Raw genomic sequence first — 16122 nt, 5'->3', positions numbered from 1 at the left:
GGTTTTCAATTTGCTTGCGTCTTTCGGATTTGTCATTTACCTTTAGAAGAAAGTTAGACGGAGGTGCGGGATGAAAATATTGGTAGTGGAGGATAACCCGAGTGTCAGTTCCATGCTGGAGCTGTTCTTTTCAAAAGAAGGAATTGATGGGGATTTTGCAGCCGATGGGTTGGAAGGCTATCAAAAATACAAAGATGGCGTATACGATTTACTGATTCTGGACTGGATGCTTCCGGGGATGGAAGGTATCGCATTATGCCGCAAAATCCGTGAAGAAGGAAGCGCGGTTCCCATTATCATGCTGACTGCGAAGGACAGCGAATCGGACCAGGTCATTGGCTTTGAAATGGGCGCCGATGATTATGTCACAAAACCATTCAGCCCTTTAACCTTAATGGCACGCATTAAAGCGGTCACCCGGCGGACTCAGAAAGTGGAACCTGTGTCTGATCTTATTCAAACCATTCACTTTACCGTCAACAAGGAAACGCGTGATGTCTTGAAAGATGGGCAAGAGGTCGACAGCCTGACACCCAAAGAATTCGACCTGCTGGTGTTCTTCTTGCAGCATCCGAAGCAGGTGTTTAGCCGGGAACAATTATTGGAACAGGTGTGGGGCTACCAGTTTTATGGCGACGAGCGGACGGTAGATGTTCACATCAAGCGCCTTCGGAAAAAAATAAATGGCGGGGACATACTATTCCATACGGTATGGGGAGTTGGCTACAAATTTGAAGAACACACGAATTAAGTATTTCTATCAGTTGATTGCCAGCCATTTGAGTATTTTGCTGATTGCTTTTTTGATACTGAGTATTTTATTCGTCCGATACGTGGATGATTTTGCCTACAATGAAAAAGCGGAAGAGTTGGAGAACTACGGTGAACAGATTATTGAGGAGCTTGAACGTCCACGTCCAGGAAACAATCTTCAGGCGTATGTCTCGATTCTCGAAGCACAGAATATCAGTTTTATCGTCTTTGATCAGCAAAGCCGAATTTTGTATCCGGTCTCTGGTTCTTTCCCGCCTGTTGAACTGACACAAGAGGAATGGACGGTCATTGAACGAGGAGAGACGCTTGTCGTCAATAGGGATGTCGAGCGATTCGAGTTTACAGTGACGTTTGTGGCCATGCCCTATTTCGAAAATAACCAATTGGCAGGTGGAGTCCTGCTTGCCTCTCCTGTCAGTGGCATCAGTGAAATGATTGCCGAGCTGAATAAAACGCTGATTACGACCATGCTGATTGCTTTGGCGATCGCATTGCTGTTCAGCTTGTGGTTGTCGAAAATGCATGTCAGCCGAATTCAGCGGATGCGAAATGCGACTTCCATGATCAGCGAAGGTCATTATGATGTCAATCTGCCAGAATCGAATTTCGATGAATTTGGTGACTTAGCGCACGACTTCAATAAGATGGCTGCTAAACTTCAGCAATCGAACGAAGAAATTGACCGGCTTGAAAACCGCAGACGCCAGTTTATGGCGGATGTCTCACATGAAATGCGGACGCCTTTGACGACAATCGCCGGTATCATTGAAGGGCTCCGAAACAATATGATTGAAGAAGGGCAACGTGAAAAAGGCATTCGTCTGGCGAGTGAGGAAACTAAGCGGCTGATGCGCTTAGTCAATGAAAATCTGGACTATGAGAAAATCAGATCCAATCAGGTCGTCTTGACGAAGGAAGAAATCGAAGCGGATGAGCTTCTGGAGATTATACAGGAACAGCTTGATCTGCAGGCGAAGGAGAAAGGCGATACGATCGTCATCAATACAAGTCCGGGCGATATCATTTATGGAGATATGGACCGTTTGATTCAAATACTCATGAATGTTGTCAAGAATGCTATTCAATTTACTGAGAATGGGACCATCTCCTTGACCTCTCATTCTGAAGCTGATTATATGTCGCTTGTAGTGGGAGATGACGGAGCGGGAATTGACGTAGAGGAAATCGATATGGTCTGGCGCCGGTTTTACAAAGCGGATTTATCGCGGGGAAGCGGCCAATTCGGGCTGGGTTTATCAATCGTCAAGCAACTGGTAACATTGCACAATGGAGAAGTCCATGTAGAAAGTGAAAAAGGGAAAGGTACGAAATTCATTATCCGCCTGCCCCATAAAAAATGACCTGGGAGAAACAATCCCAGGTCATTTTTTATATTCAAAACTTTTTATTTTTGTTAAAACTCTAGTCATAGTTTATTCATAATTGCTTGTTAAGCTATGTATATCGACTTAGGAAAAGAGGAAAAAAATATGAAAAAACTTTTATACATCGGAAGCGGCGTAATAGCGGCAACCGCTATTTTTATGATGGTTGCATTTTCAGGGGACGAGTCAGTAGCTTCGGTGGGAGACACCGAAATAACGAAAGATGCTTTGTATGAAAAAATGGTGGCTTCCGCTGGAGCGGCGACACTTGATACTCTGATTTCTAACGAAGTGGTCAATCAGGAGGCAGCTAATGCTGACATCAAGGTAACTCAGAAAGAGCTCGATGCAGAAATGGCAGTTTACGAAGAAAGCTACGGTGGAGCGAAAGCACTTGAACAGGCCCTTGCAGCCAGTGGCATGTCGATAGCGGATCTGGAAGAGGAAATGGAAGTTTACTTGAAGGTTGAAAAAATCATTGGACCGGATATTGAAATAACCGATGAGCAGATCGGCACGTATTTTGAAGAAAATAAAGAGTCTTTCGAACAGCCTTCCAAAGTCGAAGCAAGCCATATACTCGTAGCTACTCAGGAAGAGGCAGATAAAGTCAAGGCGAAGCTAGAGAATGGCGGCGACTTTGCGGAACTAGCAGCTGAATATTCAACAGATACTGCGAATGCCGATAGCGGCGGGGTACTGGGAGCATTCGGAGCAGGGGAAATGGCAGCAGAATTTGAAGAAGCTGCATTCGGTATGGAAATCGATGAAATCAGCGATCCTGTAGAAACAGATTACGGCTTCCATATCATACAAGTAACCGGAAAACCCGCTGAAGCTGAAGCAAATTTGGAAGACAGCAAGGAACAGATCAAGGAAACTTTGTTTGATGAAGCACTGAATACTAAATATGCAGAATGGTTAGTAGAGAAAACCGATTCATACAACATCGATAATAGCTTGACAGAATAGAGGAGGAAATAAACATGGGTTATTATAATTCAAACGAACCGAAAAAGAACAAAAAAGGTTACTTTGCTTCAAGTTTTACAGGGTTGATCGCAGGGGCATTATTAGTGGGAGTAGTTCTTCCAGGCATGACCGATGCAGAGCTCGGCAGCACTGAATCAACGTCAACCAGTGAGTCAGTCAGCGGCTTGCAGACCGCTTCCACAGTTGTCACTTCAGATGTGACAAAAGTTGTTGAAGAAACCACTGACGCCGTAGTCGGTGTTTCCAATTTGCAGGTGGCACAGCAAAATCCTTTTGCTTCGCAAACCGGTGAAGGTAAAGAATCACAGGAAGCAGGCGTAGGATCAGGGGTCATTTATAAAAAAGATGGGGACATTGCGTATATCGTCACCAATAATCATGTGGTTGAAGGTGCAGAAGATGTAATGGTTACTTTGTCAGATGGAACTGAACTTGATGCTGAGGTGCTGGGTACAGATGTTTGGACCGACTTAGCAGTTTTGAAAGTTCCTGGTGAAAGCATTAAAGCAGTAGCTGAATTTGGAGATTCTTCCGTATTACAGGCTGGTGAACCGGTTATTGCTATTGGTAACCCATTAGGACTTCAATTTTCCGGATCGGTGACTACCGGTGTTATTTCAGGAACTGAACGGTTAGTACCAATTGATATAAACCAAGATGGTACAGAAGACTGGCAGTCAGAGGTTCTTCAAACCGATGCTGCGATCAGCCCAGGGAACAGCGGCGGTGCTTTGATCAATGCTGAAGGGCAACTGATCGGCATCAATTCCATGAAAATCGCCCAGAATGCTGTAGAAGGCATCGGACTGGCGATACCTGTTAATACAGCGATACCAATTATCGCAGACTTGGAAACTGAAGGAGCTGTAGAACGGCCGTCGATGGGCGTTGCCATTGTGGATTTAGCTGAAGTTCCAGCACAATACCGCAGCAGTCAATTGAATTTGCCAACAGAAGTCGAAGGTGGCATTGTCATTGAATCGGTAGTTGAAGGTTCAGGAGCGGCGGCAGCAGGAATAGAAGCATATGATGTCATTGTCGAATTGGATGGAAATCCGGTTAATTCCGTGCTGGATCTTCGCCAACATCTGTACAATGAAACGAAAGTCAGCGACGTAGTGAAAGTAAAAGCCTTTAGAAATGGCGAACTTCAGAATTTTGAGCTGACATTGACAGAAAATAGTTAACAAAGAAAAAGGCTTCCTGTTAGTCAGGAAGCCTTTTTTATATTGAGATTTCAAGCTAATTTACACGAGAGAAAACTTAGTTGGAAACTCCAAACCAATCCGTTCCAATTCCAAAGCCGACAAGGATGAGAACTAGAATAACAAAGATGATGATGCCCAGTTGTAAAGGTTTGTAGCCTGTGGTTCTAGGCTCCTGTATCCCTTCTTTTTCTTCAGGTGGACGACGCTTTGCCTCCTCTTCTGTCTCTTTCATGTAATCTTCTTTTTCATTATTGCTCATTTGAATGCCTCCTCGAACTGCCTATTAATTGTCTTTACCCCATTAAGAGTAGGTTCAATCCTGAAAATTTTCTTCCGTCTGCAACTCACGCTGAGATAACTTCTGTGCTAATTCACGGCCAAACAGTTGTGAAGACTGTGGGTCCCGCCCTGTAAGAATTTGCTTGCTGCCCCAGACAACATAGGCGTCCTGGTCTTTTTCTTCATGGTAGTCCGCAACTTTTTTCAATTCATCTTCGAGGCTGAAGGGCAACAAATCCATTACTTCTTTTGGTTCACTGTCATTCGGGTAGCCGGTGACTTTAAGGCCATCAAGTAGGCCATGACCTTCTTTGGTTTTTGTGTATACTAGAGGTGCTGGTCCGTGGCAAACAGCTGAAACGATGCCGCCCGTCTCATAGACGATATTAATCACAGCATGCAGATCTTCGTTGTGTGCCAAATCAAACATGGCACCGTGTCCGCCGACAATCATGATAGCATCGTATTCACTAGCTTTGACGTCGACGATCGGTGTCGTTTTATCTGCCATGCCTGAATCATATTGTTTTTTATAAATGCCAGTTGGATCATAGTCTTTGCTGAGGCTCACTGGGTCGACGATGGGTTTGCCTCCATCAATGGATGCCAATCCAACAATATGCCCTTCTTTTTCTAGTTCTAGAGCAGGTGCGAACAGTTCTTCCGCCCACCAGCCAGTGACATAGTTATTTTTTTCATCTGCATAGCCACTCGATAATACCGCTAATACTTTTGCCATCGTATCTTCCTCCTACTATTAAAAAGTCCTTGTTTCTTCACTTACCCTGTATGAAAAATCCTGAAACGTGGCGGTCGAAGAGAACTTGGATAAGAGTTGAAGATTATGCTACATTTAGTAAAAGAAACGAAAGGCGAGGTGAAACGTTTGAAGGAGTTATCCCGGGAAACCCAGGCGGCATTGCTTGAAGCTATGATTGATGGTAGCAAAGTGGGCACTATTGTAACTGATCCGGCACAGCCGGACAATCCGATTATCTACACAAATAAAACCTTTATTGAGATGACTGGATATACACGAGGAGAAGTAGTTGGGCGCAATTGCCGTTTTTTGCAAGGACCTGGAACAGCAAAAGAAGATATTGAAAAAATGAAAAAAGCCATTGCTAATGAAGAAAAAGTCATCGTGACTGTACAGAATTACCGCAAAGACGACTCTCCATTCTGGAATCGCTTAGTCATAGAGCCTGTCCATATAGAGGGCAACCTGTATTTTATCGGTACTCAGACAGACATTACGCTGGAGCGCTCTCAGCAACAGGCCATTATGGCAAACGAAGATGAAATTGAAAAACTAATGCTGCCTATTTTGTCTATACAGGAAAATGTAGCGACTGTTGCACTGGTCGGTACAATGAACTTTCAGCGCTTTGAAACCTTAAAAGCGAAAATTTGTGAGTATGCGCAGGAGCATCACATTGAACATGCAATCATCGACATTACCGGATTAACCTGGAATGAAAAATCACCACTTTATTGGTTTACACAAATTTATGAAGCGCTTCGAATTATGGGAAGTAAACTTTATGTCACAGGTATTTCTCCAGCCGCAGCGCAGCAGTTTGTCACTGATTCAGATCGCGATAGCCGCGTGGTCACTTTTTCGACAATTGAAAGAGCGCTGAATTTTATTGCACAAAATGCAGACGGCGGAAATCATATAAGTTGACTCTGGATTGGCAAAAGAGGTAAGTTTTAACTGTTCTCAAATACAATTCAGGAAAGAGGTTGGAAAAATGTCAGCATTATTTACAACATCTGTCACAGCCACTGGTGGCCGTGAAGGAAGAGTCATTTCCGAAGACAATCTATTGGATTTTCAATTGGTATCGCCAAAAGAATTGGGAGGTCCCGGAGGAGAAGGCACAAATCCTGAACAATTATTTGCGGCAGGCTATTCTGCTTGCTTCGATGGAGCATTAAACTTAATCATCAAAAGAGAAAAAGCGGAAGTTTCAAGCACTTCTATCAAAGCCGATGTCCACTTTCTGAAAGATGAAAGCGATGGGGGCTTTAAAATTGGTGTTACTTTAAATGCTCATCTAGAAGGCGTTGACGAAGCGACAGCAAAAGACCTCGTAGAAAAAGCACATGCATTTTGCCCGTATTCCAAAGCGACAAGAGGCAATGTAGACGTAGAATTGAAAATAGTATAAAAACTTTTAAAAAGCCGGGAAGCGAAGTCTTTCCGGCTTTTCTTATATCTACAATTGGAAGCAAGAAAGCAGAAGATTGTTAAAAAAATATGTGTGATGTTTTTAAAAAAACAGAGTTGGGTAGAAAGGTAATGCAGAGTCATACTCAAAATTAAAGAAGTGTGGAGGGAATGGACAAAGAAGAAAAGAAACAGTGGACTTCAGAGAATTATAAATATACAGGCACGGATTCAGAAAAAGTCGAGACACAATCCAATACAGGCAAAAACGACTCTGATTACGATGGTGGGCATCCAAGTGATACTTCGAATGAAGAACACAAGTTCAAGGAAAACGAGCAGGAACACTCAGCAAGCGACTCCTACAACTCTGGCAAAAACGACTCTGATTACGACGGCGGTCATCCAGCAGATGTCAATCCGAAAAGTGGAAATCAAGTAAGTTCTAAAGATAAAAGCTAAAATCAAACAGGAGGTTTTATGTATGTTTTTTCACACAGGAGAACTTCAGTATCATGCCAAACCTGATTCTCCAGATCCGGTTTTTGCTAAACAAGTACAGGAATTGATTGGTGGACAATTTGGTGAAATGACAGTTGCCATGCAGTACTTATTCCAAGGGTGGGGCACAAGAGGAAACGAAAAATACAGAGATTTACTAATGGATACAGGAACGCAGGAGTTAGGACACATTGAAATGCTGGCAACTATGGTAGCAAGACTCCTTGAAGGGGCATCTGTCTATGAACAGGAAAAAGCCGCTAGTGATCCGATTGTTGGAGCCATCATGGGCGGCATGAATCCGCAGCATGCCATTGTGCATGGGTTAGGTGCTTCTCCAAAAGACAGCAACGGTGTTCCTTGGAACGCAGGATATATCGTGGCAAGTGGAAACTTATTGGCGGATTTCCGTGCCAACGTTAATGCAGAATCACAAGGTCGTCTCCAAGTAGCCCGTCTTTACAGCATGACCGATGACAAAGGCGTGAAAGACCTGTTTTCATTCCTGCTGGCACGCGACACGATGCACCAGAATCAGTGGCTTGCTGCTATAAAAGAATTGGAAGCAAAGGAAGGACCGATTGTTCCTGGTACACTTCCGCCGGAATGGGAAGCGACCGAATACTCCCATACTCTTTATACAAGTTCAGAAAGTAGCAAAGAATTGAAATGGATGAGTGAGACTGCACCGGATGGCCATGAATTCAAATTTGGCAAACCGGAGCCGTTCAGTACTAAACCTGAACTGAAACCTGCTCCGCCAGAAGCTCACAATTCATTGCCTGAAGATAAATTGAAGTAACCCATTTGAGGCTGTCTCGAAGTCATGAACTGTGGCTTTTGGACAGTCTTTATTTTTGCTCAAGAGCCGATTAAGGAGGAATGGCTGAGGGTGGATTTTTTTCTAGCATGGGTTCCGAAAATCTATAGGATATAACGAGAAATAAAAACAGACTCGGCAATCGCCGAGTCTGTTAAAAATCAAGAACTAATAAAACCGCCGCCATTTACGTGGATGGCCTGACCTGTTACATAGGTAGCATCTTTTGAAGCAAGATAGACATAAGCAGGTGCCAATTCAGACGGCTGGCCGCGCCGCTCCATGGGTGTCTCGCCGCCATGTTCACCGACTTTTTCTGATCCGAAAGTAGCTGGAATCAGTGGTGTCCAAATAGGTCCGGGTGCAACTGAATTTACACGGATTCCTTGTTCGGCGATATTAGCTGATAAGGAGCGGGTAAAGCTTGTGATCGCTCCTTTGGTTGATGAATAATCAATCAGCTCGGCAGACCCACGGTAAGCTGTCACAGATGAAGTATTGATGATGCTGTCACCTTTTTGGAAATGAGGTAGGGCAGCTTGCGTCAAATAGAACATACTAAAAATATTGGTAGAAAAAGTCTCCATTAATTGATCCGGACTAATAGCTAAAAAGTCATCCTGTGGAAATTGTTTTCCGGCATTATTGACTAAAACATTCAGTTGGCCGAATTCAGAAATGACATCTACTACAAGCTGATTACAATTTTCTACATCGCTAATATCTGTAGCGAATTTAACTCCTTTGGCTCCATAGGATTCAATCGCTTTTATCGTTTCTTCTGCATCTTCATGTTCGTCAAGGTAGGCGATCGCAATACTGGCACCTTCTTTAGCATAAGCTACTGCTACTGCGCGGCCGATGCCGCTATCTCCGCCTGTAATAAGTGCAACTTTACCTTCTAATTTTCCAGAACCCGTATAGTCTTCATCGTCATAAATCGGTTCAGGATTCATCTTCTCTTCCGAACCGGGTTGAGTTGATTGTTCCTGTGGATCGACTTGTTCATCAATTTTTTCGAATTTATCTTTAGTCATCATGATTCCTCCTTAATTAAGTAGAGTCATGTTCATTATTCCCGTCACTATTTTACTTAAACACAGAAAAATATAGCTATATAAGTTGTACTAAAGAAATAGCTTTTTCGAACCGCTTCGGTCGCTTTGGAGATGGCTACGCCTAGCTCGTGACTGTCTCTGCACTAAGGGACTTACTATTTAATTGAGTAAGCTTGTGTATTGCCACTGTTTTCATAAAAGATGTGGAGCAAACCAGCGGAGACTCCATAGAGAGCAACGCAAACAATATGGAAAGAAATCCACTCGGGCATAAAGCCCGTATTAGTTCTGGACAAGCTCTTAGCAGCTGATGTCGCGACGTCCTATTGCAACAGCTGCATGACCCACATTCTACCAAAAGCGAAGCTGGTTTGCGGAATATCCATTCCCAAATAGTTCCTGTCATACATGGGGAATTCAGCATATATACCAACAAAATCTTGCGTAGATAATATAGAAGGTAGCAAAAAACGGAAACGCCTCATTATAATAGGGCATCTCCGTTATGATGTAAAATAGATTCGGAAAAAGACATTACGACTCTCCAGTGAGTACTCCACAAGAAATACGATCGCCGGAGTCACCAGAAGGATCGGTTGTTTGATCGTCTTCACCCGCATGAATCACAAGGGCTGTCCCGCCTTCTTTCAGTAATGAATTTTCTTCGCCAATTGCAAGCGTGACATTTTCAGCTGTAAACTCCTGAGTAGCAGTGCCGTCTTCACTGACTTCAATATTCGGTAAATCTCCAGCATGTGGACCGTCTGGGTTGTCCATGCCATGCATGGCATCTGTCGGATTAAAATGGCCGCCGGCAGATTCGAAATCTGGAGCTTCGCACATTCCTGTCTCATGGAAATGAATACCATGCATGCCTTCTTCTAAATTTTCGACTTCAAGCACAACGGCAACGCCGTTATCTTCCTCCGCCAATTCTGCAGTACCGACCACATCGCCGTCACTGTTCATCATCTCCACCGTTAACATGAGAATTTCGCCGCTGTTGTTAGTGGCTCCGCCTTCAGTGGTATCTTCACCCTCTTCAAGATCCTGTTCTGTTGCACCATCTGATTCTGTTGGTGGATCTTCTGTACTTTCATTGCCACAGGCTGCTAAAAACAATAAAAAAGCCAGTGATAAAACGAGTATAAGCCAGCGCTTCATCCGAACCCCTCCTTCGAAATCGTGTTACTCTTCAATACACCTCTTGACCGTGAAGTAAACGCTATTTTCTGAAATAGATTCTTTTGTAGGAGAGAAAGTGCCATCTCCAACGTGCCACATGGACGATGATTCACCCGAGCAGCCGCCGGCGGGTCCAAGGGCTAGGCAAAGTATGAAGGCGGGCGTACTTTGACTAGCTTATTGCGTGAGCCATGCAAAGGGCTTCCGAAGCGACGTAAGATGCTAATTTATTTATTCAACTTATATTTTTTCGTTTACGGAAAATGAGCAAGAATCCTAGAACTACTGACACAATGCTTACAGCAGCAGCGGGTTTGAAAAATGGCGGCCGGTAAGTTAGAGCAACCTTGTTATTACCTGTCTCCAAAGGGACAGCAATAAAGGCATAATCTGCTTTCAGCACTTCCACTTCTTGTCCGTTTACCGTTGCTTGCCAGCCGCGCTCGTAAGGAATAGAAAGCTCTAGGTATTCGTCGTTCTCTGTATTATCATAATCGAGACTAACATGGCTACCGTCTGTTACTAAATCGCTAGTTAAGTCAGGTTGAGCGGCTTGTTTCTGCAAATTTTTATAAGACGTAGAATAAACTTGGATGTCTGTTAGTTCATATTTGCCTTTTGGAAGACGTATTTCAATTAATTTTTCAGCGGGAATCCGGATAGTGAGATCATCTACAAATGTTTTGTAAATCGATTGATTGGATTTTCTGGTAGTTTGATAGTCGTTCACTTCAAGCAAGAAGCCTTGATCGAATGCCTTGTTTTCTAAATGAAGAGAAACAAACAAATCATCCGCGGATTCGGGTAGATTTTCCAAGTTTAAGTTTAAGCCGCCAGTTCTTTCAGCCACTTGCAGCAAGCCATCAGTATAGGTGGCACCAACTGCTACTCTATCAAAATCAATCGAGTTTTCACCGGATTCAGGCAACGGTTCAGCACCTTGATTTTGGTCGAGTACAATACCAGTCAGCATAGCCTGCTCGCGCATTAGCGGAGATGCCGCCGCTAATTGTTGTTCCGTGTAAGTAGTAGAAGTGGACCGGGCAAACGGCAGAACATATTCGTTTTCATAGGCGATGTATTTTTCTGATGCGTATATTTCGTTGAAGCCAAATGGAATATTATTATCTTCGCGTGACCGGATGATGTATTTTCCCTGAAGCAAACTGTGCAAATTTGCACGATTGCCAAGCGTCGCATAGCGGCTGACGCTTTCACGGGCCATGTCGATTTCAAGGTCGTACAAGTAAAAGTACAATAAATTTTTATTTATAATACTGGAATACGCACTCAATCCCTGGAAATCTTGCACGATTGGTGTATTGTTGCGGACACCTTCCATCCATTCAATTCGGTAAAATCCGCCAGTTTCTTTGGAGCGGATATAATCTAGCAGTTTATTTATTTCGGGGTCGTCGTAATCCACACCGGTCACCAACTCTTCACCAACTTGCGAAATGTCTCCGTCTTCAAGAATCTTTTCCGTTTGATATAAGTTGGAAAAAATTAGAACCCATATAAACAAGGAAGCCATCAATAAATTCTTGAATAAAGGCTGAGTGAATCTGATATAGAGGAACAGCAGCAACAAAGTAATGGACAGGCTAGCGATAGACAAAATTGAAAAATAGGAATCAATTTCAAAAAATTCGTCTTTTGAAGCGTAAAGCACGAAACTAAAAATCGCGAAAACAGCTGCAATAAAAAAACGGCGCAATGTGAATTTATGCAATTGATCAAATGCTATAGCAACTGCGCCTCCCATGACTAAGGATAAAAAATATTCCCAGCGATATTGCGGGGCAGAAAAACCGTTAAAGGCGCTTCCAATCAACGGGCTGTTGTGCATGATAATCCCGACAATTCCCAAGAGTGCAAACAACCGGAACGTTTTATGGCGATACAGAAACCCACAAAACAACAAGAAGACAAAAAACGCTGGTAAAACGATAAAAGAACTGTTGAATAAAATATTGTCTGTTGTATCCAGCCAGGGAATTTCCTGCTGAAAATCCGGCCTGTGGTTATTTAAGTAGGCATATACTGCAGGAACAAAGGAAACAGCACTAATGCCAGCTCCTATAATGCCAGTGACGACAAAACTTATTATCACTTTCTTTTTGTCCTGCTCCCTTGTGCTGAGCGGAATGAACAAACGGAATAAAATATAGATAGAAGTCAATAAAAAATTAATATAAGCAAAATAGAAATTATCAATCATCGAAACAGCGATGGCTACTAAAAACCAACCAGGTTTTTGTTCGCGGAAAATCTTTTCGACACCAAACAAAAGAAGGGGCAGCCATAAAAAAGCATCCGCGAAAAATTCCCAGTACGTACCGTGGCGAAAATACATTCCTGAAATTCCATAGAGGCAAGCGCCTAAAAAAGCTGCTGGCTTCGAAATTTTCAGATACATGAACAGACGTGTCGTGATAAATAGTACAGCAGCCAGACGGACAATGCTGATAAAGACTGCGGCATTTGCCCAGAACAACACATCGGTTGTCTGAATAACATTGATCATTTTCAGGATGGAAATAATTATCACTGAAACTAAGAACACAATAGACGTAGAGAAATAATAAGACAGTTCACTAAACGTGCCAGCTCCTAATCCGAAATCGAGCGAGTAGAAAAATTCCCCTCGGGTGTATTGTTCAAATAGAAGATGTTTAAAGGGCAACATTTGCGAAAGGCCATCATTTATCCCCACCATAAAATAACCACGCGACCATTGGTATAGAAAAACAATGTGGCCAATCGCAGATAATAGAAAGCAAAAGAATAACAGCAGGAGAGCAGGGCGTAGTTTGTGCATAGAGTCACCGTCTTTTTGCTTATTTTGGATGAGTTGCATCTTTGAGAATCTTACCCGATACGATAAAGGTTATGGGAACTGTAAATAATACGGCCGCAAAAGGCGCAATATTACTATTGAGGTGAAGAAGTTCCACAAAAATAAAAATTAATGCTGTTGAAACAGACATATTAACGACTTGGGTTAAAGGAAAGTACAAGTATTTCTTTAAGGTCGGCTTGATTCGATACGTCACATAGCAATTCAAGAAAAAAGAGATATTTAAACTGATCAAAAATCCTACAATATGTGCCAGCAGATAAGGCAAGGAGAAAATATTATGCAGCACCAGGTAAATAGTGTAGTAGCTCAAGGTGTTAAGAACACCAACAAAAACAAAACGGGTAAACTCGGTATTCAGCGCCTTAAGGCTCATCATATTCATCCGCATTGCTAATATCCACAAGAAAATGAGGGCGCTGTTTTGTTTCATTGTAAATGCGTCCGATATATTCGCCAATGACACCAAGGCTGATCAGTTGAATGCCTCCCAGTAAGAGAATCGCTGTTATTGTCGTAAAGTAGCCGGGGGCACCGATGCCTTCCCGCATAATATTGTATAATGTGAAGAAAATGTAGATCAGCGACAGAATCAGGACCAGAAACCCTGTGTAAAAGCAAATGCGCAGAGGCTTCATATTAAATGAAACAATGCCGTCAATGCCATAATTGACCAGACTGTTAAACGACCATTTTGAATCCCCGTCAGTCCGCAGCACATTTTCGTAGTTGATCGTCTTTTTGCTGAGGCCAATCCAAGAGAACAGTCCTTTAGAGAATCGATTGCTTTCGCTCAATGCCAGAATCGCATTGATGGCTTTGCGGCTTAACAGCCGGAAATCCCCTTCGCCGTCCTGCAAATCGACATCAGTGATCGAGTTAATAAGTTTGTAGTATAAGGAAGAAAGCAAGGAGCGTGCTTTAGAGTCTCCTGTGCGGGAGCGCCTGGCCACGACTTGGTTAAAGCCATCCTCATAGCCCGCCACCATTTCACCGATCAATGTGGGTGGATGCTGTAGGTCGCTGTCCATCACAATGGCCGCGTCTCCTTTAATGCGCTTCAAACCGGCGAGCATCGCCGACTCTTTTCCGAAGTTCCGAGTCAATGAAATATATTTTACGCTATCATGCGCTTCTGCCAACTTTAAAATTTCCTGGAGTGTGCCATCACTACTACCATCATTGATGAACATAATTTCATAACGATATGGAAGCGACTCAAGTTCCTGCACCAACCTGTCGTACATGGAAGCAATGTTTGCGTCTTCGTTAAAAGCCGGAACAACAATAGAGATAAGCTTCATTTTTATTTCCCCTTTCGAGCTGCTAGTTAAGAAGTCTCTTAAAGCTTATATTACCCGCGTCATTTAACAAGTATGCCTTCTGAAAATGAAACTTCCTAGACTTAGATACGTATTAGTATACGACAGCTGTTTTAAGAAAACATTTGTCGGAAAATTCAGCGCGTTTTGCTGTCTGTGAAACTGAAAGCCAGTTAATTTGAATGATTGAGGTCTGAATCTTCGAATTTTTTGGCAGGCTCTATTCGTTGAATTTTACATGTTGGACCGATACCATTAAAATAGAATACATACTGATGAATGGAGAGTGTTAAGAATGGCGATCAATCTCGTAAAAGGTCAGAAAATTGATTTAACAAAAGGACGTTCATCCCTTTCGGGCATCATGGTTGGTTTGGGCTGGGACCCTGTTGCAACCAAAAAAACGGGCGGCTTTCTAAGTGGCCTATTGAGCGGCGGAGGCGGTGCTGATGTTGACTGCGACGCATCCGTATTATTGCTTGACGAGAACGGCAAGCTGACAGCAAAAGAAAACCTGATTTATTTCGGAAATAAGAAAAGCAAAGACGGCAGTGTTGTCCATTCAGGCGACAACTTGACTGGCGAAGGCGAAGGCGATGACGAAACGATTAATATTGACTTGAAGCGCATTTCACCTTCTGTTCATCGCTTGGTCTTTGTCGTTAACATTTATAACGCGAAACAAAAGAAACAGGACTTTGGCATGATTGAAAATGCTTTTATCCGCTTGGTCGATAATCAGTCGAACGAAGAACTTGTTCATTATAATCTTACCGACAACTATGCAGGACAAATGTCGCTAATAACTGGTGAACTTTATCGCCAAGGCGCAGAGTGGAAGTTTTCTGCAATTGGTGAAGGCGCATCAGAACCCGATATTGGATCTATCGCAAACAAATATTCTTAAGGAGTGAAGGGAAAAATGGCAATCAATTTATCAAAAGGACAAAAGGTAGATTTAACAAAAAGTAACCCGGGCTTATCTAAAGTAATCGTAGGCTTAGGCTGGGATACCAATAAATACGACGGAGGTCAGGATTTCGACCTTGACTCTTCGGTCTTTCTTTTAAATACAGAAGGCAAAACAGCTTCAGATGCAGATTTCATCTTCTATAACAACACAACAGGCGCTGCTGGAGCAGTAGAGCACACGGGTGATAACAAAACCGGCGAAGGTGAAGGCGATGACGAGCAAGTCAACGTTGATTTATCCGCTATTCCCGCAGCAATCGAGAAAGCAACTTTCGCCATTACAATTCATGATGCTGAATCGCGCGGCCAGAATTTTGGTCAGGTCAGCAATTCGTATGTTCGCATTGTCAATGGAGACACAAACGAAGAATTGATTCGCTATGATTTGGGCGAAGATTTTTCAATTGAAACTGCGGTCGTCGTGGGTGAACTTTATCGCCACGGAGGAGAATGGAAATTTAACGCCATTGGCAGCGGTTATCAAGGCGGATTAGAGTCTCTTGTGAAGGACTTTGGCTTAAACAGCTGAGCAAACGATGGAAAAGCAAGGAGACTATCTCCTTGCTTTTTCTCAATTCATATATGAAATGAT

The 16122-nt window shown here is 43.0% G+C and carries 17 protein-coding genes; 10 read left to right on the top strand and 7 right to left on the bottom strand.

The window, feature by feature from the left end:
• Positions 1-70 precede the first annotated feature (70 nt).
• The 4 genes from BBH88_RS15745 to BBH88_RS15730 all read left to right on the top strand — a co-directional run bounded on the left by BBH88_RS15745 (position 71) and on the right by BBH88_RS15730 (position 4339).
• Complete coding sequence (locus BBH88_RS15745) at positions 71-751, top strand: response regulator transcription factor (RefSeq protein ID WP_006829029.1); 681 nt, start codon at positions 71-73, stop codon at positions 749-751.
• Positions 732-2135, top strand: a complete 1404-nt coding sequence (locus BBH88_RS15740) for a sensor histidine kinase (protein ID WP_083387800.1) — start codon at positions 732-734, stop codon at positions 2133-2135. The genes BBH88_RS15745 and BBH88_RS15740 overlap by 20 nt, the downstream gene beginning before the upstream one ends.
• Positions 2136-2264: 129 nt before the next feature.
• Complete coding sequence (locus BBH88_RS15735) at positions 2265-3131, top strand: peptidylprolyl isomerase (protein WP_083387799.1); 867 nt, start codon at positions 2265-2267, stop codon at positions 3129-3131.
• Positions 3132-3145: 14 nt separating this feature from the next.
• On the top strand, positions 3146-4339 hold the full coding sequence (locus BBH88_RS15730; RefSeq protein ID WP_065536519.1) for a S1C family serine protease: 1194 nt from the start codon (positions 3146-3148) through the stop codon (positions 4337-4339).
• A 76-nt stretch (positions 4340-4415) separates the two neighbouring features.
• Here the strand turns inward: BBH88_RS15730 and BBH88_RS15725 are convergent, their stop codons facing one another.
• Entirely contained in the window at positions 4416-4619 is a 204-nt protein-coding gene (locus BBH88_RS15725) for a hypothetical protein (protein ID WP_006829025.1), read from the bottom strand.
• Between the two features lie 54 nt (positions 4620-4673).
• A complete protein-coding gene (locus BBH88_RS15720) occupies positions 4674-5378 on the bottom strand; it encodes a type 1 glutamine amidotransferase domain-containing protein (RefSeq protein WP_065536520.1) in 705 nt (234 codons plus the stop codon).
• 105 nt (positions 5379-5483) lie between these two features.
• Between BBH88_RS15720 and BBH88_RS15715 the strand changes: the two genes are divergently transcribed.
• The 4 genes from BBH88_RS15715 (at position 5484) to BBH88_RS15700 (ending at position 8115) form a co-directional block, all read left to right on the top strand.
• Complete coding sequence (locus BBH88_RS15715) at positions 5484-6326, top strand: YtvA family blue-light photoreceptor (protein ID WP_065536521.1); 843 nt, start codon at positions 5484-5486, stop codon at positions 6324-6326.
• A 67-nt stretch (positions 6327-6393) separates the two neighbouring features.
• Positions 6394-6813, top strand: a complete 420-nt coding sequence (locus tag BBH88_RS15710) for an organic hydroperoxide resistance protein (RefSeq protein ID WP_006829022.1) — start codon at positions 6394-6396, stop codon at positions 6811-6813.
• Positions 6814-6983: 170 nt separating this feature from the next.
• Complete coding sequence (locus tag BBH88_RS15705; protein ID WP_006829021.1) at positions 6984-7274, top strand: hypothetical protein; 291 nt, start codon at positions 6984-6986, stop codon at positions 7272-7274.
• Positions 7275-7296: 22 nt separating this feature from the next.
• Positions 7297-8115, top strand: coding sequence for a manganese catalase (locus BBH88_RS15700; RefSeq protein WP_006829020.1), 819 nt, complete (start codon positions 7297-7299; stop codon positions 8113-8115).
• Positions 8116-8294: 179 nt separating this feature from the next.
• Here BBH88_RS15700 and BBH88_RS15695 read toward each other — a convergent pair whose 3' ends face one another.
• From BBH88_RS15695 to BBH88_RS15675, 5 genes are all read right to left on the bottom strand, one after another.
• Entirely contained in the window at positions 8295-9170 is an 876-nt protein-coding gene (locus tag BBH88_RS15695; protein WP_006829019.1) for an SDR family oxidoreductase, read from the bottom strand.
• A 555-nt stretch (positions 9171-9725) separates the two neighbouring features.
• Entirely contained in the window at positions 9726-10355 is a 630-nt protein-coding gene (locus tag BBH88_RS15690) for a superoxide dismutase family protein (RefSeq protein ID WP_006829018.1), read from the bottom strand.
• 256 nt (positions 10356-10611) lie between these two features.
• A complete protein-coding gene (locus tag BBH88_RS15685) occupies positions 10612-13197 on the bottom strand; it encodes a YfhO family protein (protein ID WP_065537352.1) in 2586 nt (861 codons plus the stop codon).
• A 19-nt stretch (positions 13198-13216) separates the two neighbouring features.
• Positions 13217-13612 carry a GtrA family protein gene (locus BBH88_RS15680; RefSeq protein ID WP_006829016.1) on the bottom strand — a complete coding sequence of 132 codons (396 nt, stop codon included), beginning with the start codon at positions 13610-13612 and terminating at the stop codon, positions 13217-13219.
• A complete protein-coding gene (locus BBH88_RS15675; RefSeq protein WP_269147301.1) occupies positions 13602-14546 on the bottom strand; it encodes a glycosyltransferase family 2 protein in 945 nt (314 codons plus the stop codon). Before BBH88_RS15675 ends, BBH88_RS15680 begins: the two co-directional genes overlap by 11 nt.
• Before the next feature lie 307 nt (positions 14547-14853).
• On the opposite strand from BBH88_RS15675, the gene BBH88_RS15670 reads away from it, so the two are divergent.
• Both BBH88_RS15670 and BBH88_RS15665 read left to right on the top strand, forming a co-directional pair.
• Positions 14854-15465 carry a TerD family protein gene (locus BBH88_RS15670; RefSeq protein ID WP_006829014.1) on the top strand — a complete coding sequence of 204 codons (612 nt, stop codon included), beginning with the start codon at positions 14854-14856 and terminating at the stop codon, positions 15463-15465.
• 15 nt (positions 15466-15480) lie between these two features.
• Entirely contained in the window at positions 15481-16059 is a 579-nt protein-coding gene (locus BBH88_RS15665) for a TerD family protein (protein WP_006829013.1), read from the top strand.
• Positions 16060-16122: the final 63 nt, after the last annotated feature.

This window comes from Planococcus antarcticus DSM 14505 (genome assembly GCF_001687565.2).
In the GTDB taxonomy this organism is placed as follows: domain Bacteria; phylum Bacillota; class Bacilli; order Bacillales_A; family Planococcaceae; genus Planococcus; species Planococcus antarcticus.
The sequence above is the reverse complement of the archived record's forward strand: the minus strand, read 5'-3'. Positions and strand labels throughout refer to the sequence as shown.